Genomic DNA, 11834 nt, shown 5'->3' with positions numbered 1-11834 from the left:
CCGTGACGCGGCGGYCGGCCCGGCCGCCGGGCGCCGCCGTCCGGGCGCTGGGCAGGCGGCATGAGGCGAGCCCGCCTGCCCGCCGCCGTCGCATCCGCCCTCTGACCGGAGACGGGCGTGGACAATCCGTTCGTGCGGAAGATGGCGCGGCATGTCCGCCTCGCGCCCGAGGACCGCGCGGTCCTCGATGGGCTCGCGCGCCAGCATGTCCGCCACGTCGCCGCCCGCCAGGACATCGAAGGGCCGCACGGCGACCCGCACCACACCCATCTCATCCTCGACGGCTGGGCCTGCCGCTACAAGCCGTTCCCGGACGGGCGGCGGGCGATCGTCGCGCTGCTCCTGCCCGGCGATGTGTGCGATCCGTTCGCGGTCCGCCGGGCGCGCATGGACCACGCCATCGGGGCGCTCACGCCGGTCACCGTCGCCCGCATCACGCCGGAGCAGATCGGCGAGGCCATCCGGACCCGTCCGGCGGTCGAGGAATGCCTGTGGCGGGAGATGCTCGCCACCACGGCGATCCATCGCGAGTGGGTCGCCAGCGTCGGCCGCCGCTCGGCGATCGAGCGGCTGGCGCACCTGTTCTGCGAGCTGCACCTGCGGCTCAACCGGATCGGGCTCGCCGACGCCACCACGCTCCCGATGCCGGTGACCCAGCCCGACCTCGCCGACGCCCTCGGCCAGACGAGCGTGCACATCAACCGCACCCTCAAGGAGCTGCGCACCTCCGGCCTCGTCGCCCTGCGCGGCCGCCGCCTCACGATCCACGACCTCGGCGGGCTGACGGAGCGCGGGCTGTTCGATCCGGCCTACCTGCAGCTCGCCTGAGCGCGGCGGGCGAAACGCCGCGGCATCGGTCGTCCGGCGTACCTTGCTTTGGGGCGGCCGCGGCCGATCTGTGGGACCTCGTGAGCCGCGGCAGGTCGACCGACAGACGATGCACATTCATCTCGACGCGCTCGGCGGCGTGGCCGGCGACATGTTCGCCGCCGCGCTGCTCGACGCCTTCCCCGAGCACCGGGAGGGGGTCGGCGCCAGCATCCGGGCGGTCGATGCCCGCATCGCCTGCGCGGTGCACCCGCACAACGACGGCATCCTGCTCGGCGCCCGCTTCACCGTCTCGGGTCCCGGCGCGGAGCCTGCACACCGGCACGATCACGGCCACCGTCACCACGGCCATCCCGCGCACCACGACCACGACCAGGACCATGCGCACGCGGACTCTCACGGACCCGGTCACGGACACCGGCCCTGGGCGGAGATCCGCGCCGCGCTGGAGGCGGCGGATCTCGCGCCCGCGGTCGCGGCGCACGCCGTCGCCGTCTTCGGTCACCTCGCCGAGGCGGAGGCCCGGGTCCACGGCATCGCCGTGGAGGCGGTGGCGTTCCACGAGGTCGGCGCCTTCGACTCGATCGCCGACATCGTGGCCGCCGCCCACCTGATCGCCGCCCTGGAGGTCCGGAGCTGGAGCGTCTCGGCCCTGCCCCTGGGCTCGGGCCGGGTCAGGACCCAGCACGGCCCGCTCCCCGTCCCGGCCCCGGCCACGACGCTGCTGCTCGCAGGCTTCCAGACCCTCGACGACGGCATTCCGGGCGAGCGCGTCACCCCCACGGGCGCGGCGATCCTGCGCCACCTCTGCGGCGAGGATCCCGGGCGGGGCCGCCCCCGGGGTACGCTCGGGCGCACCGGCATCGGCTTCGGCACGAAGGTCCTGCCGGGCCTGAGCAACTGCCTGCGCGCCCTGGTGCTGGAGGATTCGGCTGCCGGTCCCGGCCGGCGGGACCTCGCGGTGATCGCCTTCGAGGTCGACGACCAGTCCGGCGAGGATCTCGCCCTGGGCCTCGATCGGCTGCGCGCCGAGCCCGGCGTGCTCGACGTCGTGCAGGCGCCGGTCATCGGCAAGAAGGGCCGGATGATGGCCCATATCCAGGTCCTGGTGCGTCCGGAGAGCCTGGACTCGGCGATCGCGGCCTGCTTCCGGGAGACCACCACGATCGGCCTGCGCTATCACCGGGTGGAGGGCGCGGTGCTCGACCGCGAGGCCCGCACGGTGGCGCAGGCGGGCCAGCCGGTGCGGGTGAAGATCGTCGACCGGCCAGGTGGCCGCACCGCCAAGGCCGAGGCCGACGATGCCCGCGACCAGCCGGGCCACGCCGCGCGGGCGAGCCTGCGCCGGGAGGCCGAGCGCCTCGCCCTGGAACAGCAGCGGGAGGAGGAACGGTGACGCGCCGGCAACTCGAAGCCGTCCTGGCGGGGCTCCGGCCCGTCGCGGTGGCGGTGAGCGGCGGGGTCGACAGCCTGACGCTCGCAACCCTCGCCCACCGGCTGGCGCCGGGGACGGCCCTGATGGTCCACGCGGTCTCGCCGGCGGTGCCCGCTGAGGCGACCGCCCGGGTCCGCGCCGAGGGCGCCCGCGAGGGCTGGTCCTTAAGGGTGATCGAGGCCGGCGAGTTCGCCGACCCCGCCTACCGGGCGAACCCGGTCAACCGCTGCTTCTTCTGCAAGACCAACCTGTACGGGGCGGTCCGGCGGGTCACCGACCGGCAGATCCTGTCGGGCGCCAACCGCGACGACCTCGGCGAGTACCGCCCCGGCCTCGACGCCGCCCGGGAGCACGGCGTGCGCCACCCCTACGTGGAGGCGGGCTTCGACAAGGCGGCGGTCCGGGCGCTCGCCCGCGACCTCGGCCTCGGGACCGTGGCGGAGCTGCCGGCGGCGCCCTGCCTGTCGAGCCGCGTCGAGACCGGCATCCCGATCGAGCCGGAGACCTTGAGCTTCATCCACGCCGTCGAGCGGCTGGTGGGCGGGGCACTCGCGGCGGAGAGCGGCGCCAAGCGCGCGGTCCGGTGCCGGGTGCGCGCCGAGGGCGTGGTGGTGGAACTCGATCCGGCGAGCCTCGCGGCCCTGGCCGCGGCGGATCGCGAGACGCTCGGGGCGGGCATCCGGGCCATCGCGCCGGCGCGTCTCGCGGGCCCGGTCCGGTTCGCGCCCTACCGGGTCGGCAGCGCCTTCCTGGTGCAGCCCGGGGAGGCCCGGTCGTGAGCGTCGCGGACGAGTTCACCCTCGATTTCGCCCGGCCCGAGCGGATCGGCCTGGAGGAGGCGATCTTCTGCGCCGGCAAAAGCCCGGAGCAGATCGACGCGATCCTGGAGGCCGCCCGCGCCCGCGGCGCCTCGCTGCTCCTCACCCGCCTCGATCCGGAGAAGCGCGACCGGCTCGGGGGCGCCGCGCGGCTCGACTACTGCCCGGTCTCGCGCACGGCGGTGTTCGGCGAGGCGCCCCGGATCGCCGGCCCGGCCCGGGTCGCCGTGGTGGCGGCCGGCACCTCGGACGTGCCCGTCGCCCGCGAGGCCCTGCGGGTGCTGGCCTATGCCGGCCGGGCCGCGTCGCTCTTCGCCGATGTCGGCGTCGCCGGCCTGTGGCGGCTGACCACGCGCATCGAGGAGATCCGCGCGCATCCGGTGGTGATCGTCGCCGCCGGCATGGACGCGGCGCTGCCTAGCGTCGTCGGCGGCCTCGTGGCGGGCGCGGTGATCGCGGTCCCGACCTCCGTGGGCTACGGCGTCGCCGCGGGCGGCCGCGCCGCCCTCGACGCGGTGCTGGCGAGCTGCGCCCCCGGCATCACGGTGGTCAACATCGACAACGGCTACGGGGCGGCCTGCGCCGCCCTGCGCCTGCTCCATGCGGCAGGCCGCCTTGCCGCGGAGACCGAACGATGACCCGGCGCGGGTCGTTACCCCGTACTGCTGCGCAGGCAGCGCGACGCGCGCCCTCTCCCGTGCGGGAGAGGGTTGGGGTGAGGGGTGCGACCTCTCCGGACAGTTCTCTTCCCTCACCCTGTCCCCCTCCCGCACGGGAGAGGGGACCCGCGCCACCTTCTTCGACGGCAGCAGCGCCGACACGGGGCCTGCCCGCACCGATCCCCACATCTTCGAACGGAGACAGCCGATGGAACGCCGCAGCTTCCTACAGGGCGCCGTGCTCGGCGCGGGCCTCGCAGGCGCCGGCAGCGCAGGCGCGGCCGTGAACGCCCCCGCCAACACCGGCCCCTTGCCCAACACCCGCCCGCAGGACCCCGCGGACCTGCCCTTCGTCACCGATCCCGGCGAGCGCCGGGGCGAGATGCTCTACCGGTCGTTCGGGAAGACGTCGGAAAAAATCTCGGCGATCGGCATGGGCGGGTTCCACCTCGGCAAGAAGGTCCTGAGCGACGACGAGGCGACGCGGCTGATCCATGCCGGCATCGACCGCGGCATCACCTTCATGGACAATTGCTGGGACTACAACGAAGGCCGCTCCGAGCTGCGCATGGGTGCCGCCCTCGCCCAGGACGGCTACCGCGACAAGGTCTTCCTGATGTCCAAGATGGACGGGCGGACCAAGGAGGAGGCGCTCAAGCAGATCGACCAGTCGCTGCTGCGCCTGCGCACCGACCGGATCGACCTCGTCCAGCACCACGAGATCCTGCGCTACGACGATCCCGATCGGGTCTTCGCCGAGGGCGGGGCGATGGAAGGCTTCCTGGAGGCCAAGAAGGCCGGGAAGCTGCGCTATATCGGCTTCACCGGCCACAAGGACCCGCGCATCCACCTGCAGATGCTGGAGGTGGCCGCCGAGCGCGGCTTCCACTTCGATTCCGTCCAAATGCCCGTCAACGTGATGGACGCGCATTTCCGCTCGTTCAGCCACCTCGTGCTGCCGTATCTCGTGCAGAACGGCATCGCGCCGCTCGCGATGAAGACGTTCGGAGACGGGGTGATCCTGAAGGCGGACGCGCCGATCAAGCCGATCGAGTACCTGCACTTCTCACTGAACCTGCCGGTCTCGGTGGTGATCACCGGCATCCAGAACCAGCGCGACCTCGACCAGGCCTTCGAAGCGGTGAAGACTTTCAAGCCGATGGACAAGGCGGCGGTGGCCGAGCTGCTTTCGCGGTCGAAGCCCTACGCGCTGGAGGGAAAGTACGAGCTGTTCAAGACGAGCGCCACCTTCGACGGCACCGCCAAGAACGCGGCATGGCTAGGCGAGGACGTGCAGGGCGTGAAGAAGCTCGCGCCGACGATGGAGTAGGTCGATCGCGGGAGAGCACGGCCGCCCCGCCCGCGGCCGCTCCGGGCTGCCGCGTGCGAGAGGCATGGCCGGGACGGGCTCGGGTCCGCGGGCTGCGACCCAGGGCGCTGACCCAGGGCGACGCGCCCTGGATCAGCGGGGCGCCGCTCGCGGAGACGGGGGCTGCGACGGGCTTCCGTCGCAGCCCGGGACCTCAGTTCAGGACCTTGCCGTCGGGGCCGACCTTGACCTCCTGCTCCTTGTCGGCGCCGGCCACCTTGATCTCGTACTGGACCGAGGCGCCATCCTTCTCGACCTCGGCCTCGTAGGCCTTGCCGCCGCCGGCCTTCTGCTCGGCGATGGCGAGCGCGTCCTTCAGCGAGGTCTTGGCGTTCTGGAAGTCGGAGGCCTTCAGCCGGGTGAAATAGCGCTCGAACGGCTGGTTCTCGGTCTTGTAGAGGGCGCCCGTATCGGCGTTGATGCCGTACTCGACGAGCTTGCCGCTCGGGTACACGACCTTGATCGAGTAGTGGGCCGGGTCCTTGCTGCCGGCCTTCTCGAAGTCGGCGTCGATGGCGCGGCCGCCCTTCTCGTCGCCCTGCGCCTCGGCCGTGGTGAGCGCCTGGGCGAGGCCGACCTTGGCGACCTTGGCGACCTGCCACTCCTTCATGTTGCTGTCGGCCTTGGTGGCCGGCTCGGCGGACGTCGCGGTGGGGGTCTGGGCCAGGGCGAGGCTCGTGGAGAGCGCGAGCAGGCCGGCCGCGGCGGTGAGACGGGTGATCATGGCGGGTTGTCCCTTTGCGGGTTCGTTCACGGGAGCGTGAAACGTCGGGTCCGGAAATCCGGTTGCCCCCGCCCGGAAAAAATCCGGCCGCCGCGCCCGGCGAGACGGCCGGCCGGCGCCCCTGTATGAGACGCGCACGATCCGGCGCGCGCCCAGGCGACGACGGACGCCCCTCGGACGGAACAGGCCATGACCGCGAACGAGCCCGAACCTCTTGACGAGTTTACGCGCCTGCACGCGAAGCTGTCGGCCCTTGAGATCGTGCTCGGCGTCCTGATCGGGCGGCTCTCCGAGGAGAACCCGGAGATCCGCGAGGACGTGAAGCGCGACGTGGCGGCGATCCTGTCGGACATGCCGATCGACGGACCGAGCGAGGAGCTGATCGCCGACGAGGTCCGCCGCGCCGCCGCGGTGCTGACCAGCGTGTCGATCGGCTGACGGTGCCTCAGCGCGGCGGCATCCGCAGCGCCCCGTCGAGGCGGATCGTCTCGCCGTTCAGCATCGGGTTCTCGCAGATGTGGCGGACGAGGTCGGCGTATTCCGACGGGCGGCCGAGCCGCGGCGGGAAGGGTACGCTCTGGCCGAGCGTATCCTGCACGTCCTGCGGCAAGCCCGCCATCATCGGCGTCTCGAAGATGCCCGGCGCGATGGTGACCACCCGGATCCCGTGCCGGGCGAGTTCCCGGGCGATGGGCAGGGTCATGGAGACGATGCCGCCCTTCGAGGCCGCGTAGGCCGCCTGCCCGATCTGGCCGTCGAAGGCCGCGATCGAGGCGGTGTTGACGATCACCCCCCGGGCGCCCGCCGCGTCCGGCGCCTCGCGGGCGATGGCGTCGGCTGCCAGCCGGATCATGTTGAAGGTGCCGACGAGGTTGACCGAGACCGCCCGCGCGAAGGTCTCGAGGCGGTGCGGACCGTCGCGGCCGACCACCTTCTCCCCGGGCGCGATGCCGGCGCAGTTCACGAGCCCGTGCAGGTGACCGAACGCGTCGAGGGCCGTCCGCACCGCCGCCTCGCCATCCGCCGCGCGGGTGACGTCGGTCTCCGCGAACCGCGCCCGCGCCCCGAGATCCGCCGCCACCCGGGCGCCGGCCTCCCGGGCGATGTCGGCCACGACGACGTGGGCGCCCGCCGCCACGAGGCCGCGCGCCGTCGCCTCGCCCAGGCCCGAGCCCGCGCCGGTGACGATGAAGACGCGATCCCTGATCATCCTGACTCCCCCGGTCCCGGTGCCGCGCGGCCCGGCCTCGCCCTGCGACGTAGCGCGGGACGGGGCGGCCCGGAAGGCGTCCGGTCCCGCATCGGGCAGAGGGATCATGCGTCGCGTCGTTGACGTGTGAATTTTTCCCACATATATGATCTTAGCGCGGCCCAAGGTATTAGGCCGTATTTCGGGATGTTTCCGGCGCTGATCAGCGCAAGAGCAAAGTATTCCGCTGGGTATGACCGTCCTTGCAGGGTCGTCCGGGCCTTCGGCAACGACGCTGTTCGCCACGTCCCCGCGCCGGGGCTCCCCCGCCGCGATCCCTCATGCCTGTTCAGGACCGCCATGCACATTCCAGGGATCGGGCCAGGGATCGGACCAGGGATCGGGCCAAGGCTCGGGACCGCCGCCCGCCATTGGCGTCACGGCCGGCGCGTCGGCGGACGGCTCGCCGAACGGCGCCCCGGCATTCGCGCCGCGCTCCGCTCCGCCGCGCCGGGCAGCGTGCTGCTGGCGGGCAATTCCCACGCGGAGTTCATCGGAACGCCCGATTTCGGCGGCCGCCCCAGCATCAATCTCGCCATCGGCGGCAGCACGGCGGCGGACTGCGCCCGTCATCTCGCGGCGTTCCGCGTCCCGGTTCGCTTCGCCGCCGCCGTCCTGATCATCGGTACCAACGACATCCAGCGCTGGCGCCACCCGGAGCGGGCTCGGAGCGCGGACCGGTTCGAGGCCGAGGTCCGTCGCATTCTGGGGATCCTGGAGGGCTGGTCGGACGCGGTCTTCGTCGCGGCGATCCCGCCGATCGGCGCCTGTGCGACCGGCCGGGATCCGGACGCCGTCGCGGCCTTCTCGGCCCGGCTGGCGGCGCTCTGCGCCGCCGGGGGACACGGGTATTTCGACCCGTTCGCGGCGTGGCGCACCGGCCCCGGGGGGCTCGCCGGTCCGGGCCTCCACCGGGACGGCGTGCATCTGGCCGACTACACGGGATTGGCCGCCGAGATCGTCCGGCAGACGGCGTTCGGCACGGGCTCGCCCTGTCGGCGGCCGCCCCGCCCTTCCGCACCCCTGCGGGTCCTCCGCGCGGCCTGGATGGGCCAGCCGTGAGCATCCGCGCACGCCTGGCCGGGCGCCCGTGTCCGGACGGTCCCGCGCCGTCTCTGCCCCTGCGGGTCTGGCCCGACGACGCGACGGTCTGGCTCGCCGAGAACGGCGTCCGGCGACCCCGGGCGGCCCGGCACGCCCTGGCGGCGCTGGCGACCCTCGGGCTCCGCGGCCGGTACGCGGCCCGGCGGGCGGGTGCCGGCACGGTCGTGACCGGGCCGGCGAGCGCCCTGGCCCTGCGGGACGCTGAGGCGGAGATCGGGTTCGTCTTCCGGGTCACGCCCTATGGGTACGGTGCGGATGGGTTCTGAGGCCCCGATCAGGGCGGGCTCGTGCACAGCAGGGTCGGCGCGCAGACCGTCCGGAAGCCCACGCGGGCGTACAGCGCCTCGATGGCGCCGCCGGCCGGGCATTGCAGGAAGACTTGGGCGGCTCCGCGCACCCGCGCCTCGCGCAGGGCCGCGACGGTCACGGCGGTGCCGAGGCCCCGGCGCTGCCGGTCGGCCCGCGTGCTCACATTGTACAGCCCCGCCGTGTCGCCCCGCAGGTAGAGGCTCGCGCAGGCCGCCGGACCGGTGGCGTCGCGCAGGACGAGGTGGAGCGGCGTGAGGCCGGGCCGGCTCCGGGCCGCATGCAGGGCCGGGAGGTAGCGGCGGCGCAGGTGCGTCCGCACGGCAGGGTCGTCGGACAGGTGCGCGAAGACGCGCTCGAAATCCGGCCCCGGCGCCGGGCTCGCCTGGACGGTGACCGCGCCCCCCGCCGCAGGCGCCGCCGGCAGCGGCCGCGCCACCATCCAGCTCGCCGGGTAGAGGATTGCGGGCTCGAACAGCCCGCGCAGCAGCGCGACCTCCTCGGCATCCCGGGCCAGGAAAGCCGGCGCCCGGTCGCGGCCGAGGGCCGCCGCCCCCGCCCAGGCGAACTGGTCGGGCCGGCGCACTCCGAAGGCGAAGTTCAGGGTCGGGTCCGGAATGCCCCGCGACCAGACGTAGCCTGCGCCCGCCGGACCCTGCTCCACGCCGTCGATCAGGGATCCGGTGAGGGCCGCCACATGGGTGTCGCGCAGGTCCTCGAAGGTCAGGTCGGGATCCCGCATCGTCAGGCCGCGGTCCCGGCGGCGGTCCGCGCGGGTCGGACGCCGCGCCCGGCATCGGGGGCCGTCAGCGCGGCGATCCGGTCGTGGAGATGCGGCGACAGGACGATGTCGAGGTGGTCGGTCTCCGGAACCGTCTCCACCGCGTGGAGCCGGCTGGTGAGGGGCGCCCAGTCGATCACCGGCCGGGCGCGGGCCAGCGTCTCCGCCGCCACGAAGCTGTGCACCGGCACCGCGCCGGGCTCCAGACGGAGCGCCCGGAACTGGATGGCGTGGTCGACGAGCGTCCAGAGCATCCGCTCCCGGCTGCCGACCTCGGGGCCGTCGGCCGGCAGGGGCTGCGGCTCGGCGGCCAGGAAGCGCAGGAACTGCACGTCCGCCTCCGGATCCATGCGGGCGCGCAGGGCAGCCCAGTGCGCCCGCATCGGCGAGCGGTCGAGCCAGGCGCCGACCATGGCCTCGTGCGCCGCCCGCTCCTCGGGCGCGATCGGCCGGCCGGCGCCGGCGGCGAAGGTGTCCTCCAGGCCGCAGGCATCGAGCATGCCGACCCAGTCCAGGGGAAAGCCCGGACCGAGCCGGCGGGCGGTCTCGTAGGCCAGCACTCCGCCCCAGGACCAGCCCAGGAAGACGCAGCCCCCGGCGCGGCCCCGCATCAGGCCGCGCACCCGCGCGGCATAGGCGTCGGCGAGGTCGGTCACGGCCGGCAGGGGCCGCACGGCCTCCACCAGGGAGGCGCAGAGGAAGCCGTGCGCCTCCTGATCGGGGCCGAGGCGGGCCACGAGGGGCTCGTATTCCCGGGTGCTCACCAGGAGGCCGGGGAACAGCACCAGCAGCGGCCGGCCGCTCCCCGCCCGGCCGGCGGAGAGCCGGACCAGGGGAGCCGGACCCGCCTCGGCGGAATCCGAGCCCGCATCGATCCGGGCCGCCAGTTCCGCCAGCGTCGGGTCGCGCAGGAGGTCCGCCACACCGACCCCGCCCCGGGGCGCGATGAGGCGCAGGCGGGCCACCAGCCGTAGGGCCGAGAGGGAGTCGCCGCCGAGTTCGAAGAAGCGCCGGTCCGCGACCCGGACCGGGTAGCCCAGGACCTCGGACCAGATCCCGGCGAGCCGCCGCTCCGTGGCGGTGCCGGGGGGGCGCCCGCGGCGGTCGTCGGCGGCGGGGTCCGGCAGGGCGGTGCGGTCGAGCTTGCCGTTGGCGGTCACCGGCAGCCGGTCGAGGAGGGTCAGGCGCGTCGGCACCATCGGCTCCGGCAGGGTGCGGGCGAGGCCGGCGCGCAGGCGGCCGGGCTCCGGGCGGCGTCCGCGTGACGGCACCACGTAGCCCGCGAGATAGGGGCCGGCTGGCCCATCCCGTCGCAGGACCACGGCCTCCGCGACTCCGGGCAGGCCACGCAGGGCCGCCTCGACCTCGCCGATCTCGACCCGGTGGCCGCGGATCTTGACCTGATCGTCCGTCCGCCCCGCGAAGGCGAGGCTGCCGTCGGGCCGCCGCCGCACCCGGTCGCCGGTGCGGTACATCCGGCCGCCGCCGGGGGCGAAGGGGTCGGGCAGGAACCGCTCGGCGGTGAGCACCGGGCGCCGCCAGTAGCCGCGGGCGAGGCCGCCGCCGATGTAGAGTTCGCCGGTCTCCCCCTCCCCCACGGGTTCGAGATCGCCCCCGAGCACGTAGGCCGCCCGCGCCCCGACCGGGCCGCCGATCGGCGCGTAGGGCTCCGCGAAGGTCGCGTCCGCCGGCACCGCCCAGATCAGCGGCGAGATCACGCATTCGGTCGGGCCGTAGCCGTTGATCAGCAGCCGGGGCTTCAGGGCGGGGCCGAGCCGCGCGAAGGTCTCCCGGGGCATCCCCTCCCCGCCGAAGGAGTAGACCTGCACCGGGGGGGCCTCGCCCAGGCGTTCGGCCCAGTCGGCGAGCTGGCCGATGAAGCTCGTGGGGAAGCCCGCATGGGTCACCCGGTAGCGGCGGATCTGCGCCAGAGTCTCGGCGGCGGTCCAGAGGTCGGGGCCGCGCAGCACGACGCAGCCGCCGGCCACCAGCGGCGTCATCCAGCGCTCGTGGGCACCGTCGAACGCGAAGGACAGGACGTGGAGTTCGCGGGACTCCGCGTCCATCGCGTAGGCGTCGGCCGTGGTGCGGCAGTGCATGGCGAGCGGCCCGTGCTCCACGAGCACGCCCTTCGGCGTCCCGGTCGAGCCCGACGTGTAGATCAGGTAGGCGGGATCGGCCGGCTCCGGCAGGGCGGGGGCGGCGGTCACCGGGGCGGCCTCCAGCGCGGTCGGATCGAGCCGCGCGATCTCCGGCGGCAGGTCCAGGTGTGCGGCGATCCCGGGGGTGGTGAGGCAGAGCGCGATCCCGGCATCCGCCAGCATCATCCGGACCCGGGCGGCCGGGTAGGCGGGATCGAGGGGCAGGAAGGCCGCCCCTGCGCGCAGCACCCCGAGCAGCGCCACGATCAGGCCGGGGGACCGCTCCATCGCCACCGCGACGCGCTGCCCGCGCCCGATGCCGCGCGCCGCGAGCCCGGCCGCCAGGGCGGCGGCCCGGGTGTCGAGATCGCCCCGGGTGAGCGTCGCGCCGTCGAACAGCACGGCCGGCCGCTCCGGTGC

General features: G+C 74.3%; 12 protein-coding genes. 8 read left to right on the top strand and 4 right to left on the bottom strand.

What is annotated here, in order from left to right; all coding sequences use genetic code 11:
• Positions 1 to 117: 117 nt before the first annotated feature.
• The 5 genes from ACXJKQ_RS26770 to ACXJKQ_RS26750 all read left to right on the top strand — a co-directional run bounded on the left by ACXJKQ_RS26770 (position 118) and on the right by ACXJKQ_RS26750 (position 5070).
• On the top strand, positions 118 to 828 hold the full coding sequence (locus ACXJKQ_RS26770; protein WP_457108707.1) for a Crp/Fnr family transcriptional regulator: 711 nt from the start codon (positions 118 to 120) through the stop codon (positions 826 to 828).
• Between the two features lie 109 nt (positions 829 to 937).
• Positions 938 to 2224 (top strand): nickel pincer cofactor biosynthesis protein LarC, encoded by a 1287-nt coding sequence (larC, locus tag ACXJKQ_RS26765; RefSeq protein ID WP_457108706.1) that lies wholly within the window; start codon positions 938 to 940, stop codon positions 2222 to 2224.
• Positions 2221 to 3042, top strand: coding sequence for an adenine nucleotide alpha hydrolase (locus tag ACXJKQ_RS26760; protein WP_457108705.1), 822 nt, complete (start codon positions 2221 to 2223; stop codon positions 3040 to 3042). Before larC ends, ACXJKQ_RS26760 begins: the two co-directional genes overlap by 4 nt.
• Complete coding sequence (gene larB, locus ACXJKQ_RS26755; RefSeq protein ID WP_457108704.1) at positions 3039 to 3719, top strand: nickel pincer cofactor biosynthesis protein LarB; 681 nt, start codon at positions 3039 to 3041, stop codon at positions 3717 to 3719. Before ACXJKQ_RS26760 ends, larB begins: the two co-directional genes overlap by 4 nt.
• 229 nt (positions 3720 to 3948) lie before the next feature.
• Complete coding sequence (locus ACXJKQ_RS26750; protein WP_457108703.1) at positions 3949 to 5070, top strand: aldo/keto reductase; 1122 nt, start codon at positions 3949 to 3951, stop codon at positions 5068 to 5070.
• Between the two features lie 193 nt (positions 5071 to 5263).
• Here ACXJKQ_RS26750 and ACXJKQ_RS26745 read toward each other — a convergent pair whose 3' ends face one another.
• The gene (locus ACXJKQ_RS26745; protein ID WP_457108702.1) at positions 5264 to 5833 is read right to left on the bottom strand and encodes a PepSY domain-containing protein; all 570 of its coding nucleotides are present in this window, start codon (positions 5831 to 5833) and stop codon (positions 5264 to 5266) included.
• A gap of 189 nt (positions 5834 to 6022) precedes the next feature.
• On the opposite strand from ACXJKQ_RS26745, the gene ACXJKQ_RS26740 reads away from it, so the two are divergent.
• Complete coding sequence (locus tag ACXJKQ_RS26740) at positions 6023 to 6271, top strand: hypothetical protein (RefSeq protein WP_457108701.1); 249 nt, start codon at positions 6023 to 6025, stop codon at positions 6269 to 6271.
• Between the two features lie 7 nt (positions 6272 to 6278).
• On the opposite strand, the gene ACXJKQ_RS26735 is transcribed toward ACXJKQ_RS26740, so the two are convergent.
• Complete coding sequence (locus ACXJKQ_RS26735; RefSeq protein ID WP_457108700.1) at positions 6279 to 7043, bottom strand: 3-hydroxyacyl-CoA dehydrogenase; 765 nt, start codon at positions 7041 to 7043, stop codon at positions 6279 to 6281.
• 339 nt (positions 7044 to 7382) lie between these two features.
• Between ACXJKQ_RS26735 and ACXJKQ_RS26730 the strand changes: the two genes are divergently transcribed.
• Both ACXJKQ_RS26730 and ACXJKQ_RS26725 read left to right on the top strand, forming a co-directional pair.
• Positions 7383 to 8144: an SGNH/GDSL hydrolase family protein gene (locus tag ACXJKQ_RS26730; protein WP_457108699.1), complete on the top strand. Its 762-nt coding sequence runs from the start codon at positions 7383 to 7385 to the stop codon at positions 8142 to 8144.
• Positions 8141 to 8452 carry a hypothetical protein gene (locus ACXJKQ_RS26725; RefSeq protein WP_457108698.1) on the top strand — a complete coding sequence of 104 codons (312 nt, stop codon included), beginning with the start codon at positions 8141 to 8143 and terminating at the stop codon, positions 8450 to 8452. Before ACXJKQ_RS26730 ends, ACXJKQ_RS26725 begins: the two co-directional genes overlap by 4 nt.
• 8 nt (positions 8453 to 8460) lie before the next feature.
• On the opposite strand, the gene ACXJKQ_RS26720 is transcribed toward ACXJKQ_RS26725, so the two are convergent.
• Positions 8461 to 9234: a GNAT family N-acetyltransferase gene (locus ACXJKQ_RS26720; protein ID WP_457108697.1), complete on the bottom strand. Its 774-nt coding sequence runs from the start codon at positions 9232 to 9234 to the stop codon at positions 8461 to 8463.
• Positions 9235 to 9236: 2 nt separating this feature from the next.
• A partial coding sequence (locus ACXJKQ_RS26715) for an amino acid adenylation domain-containing protein (RefSeq protein WP_457108696.1) occupies positions 9237 to 11834 on the bottom strand: 2598 nt, incomplete at its 5' end.

The sequence above is a fragment of the Methylobacterium sp. P5_C11 genome, assembly GCF_054049775.1.
Note: the sequence above shows the minus strand (reverse complement) of the source record. Positions and strands in the feature narration are given on the sequence as shown.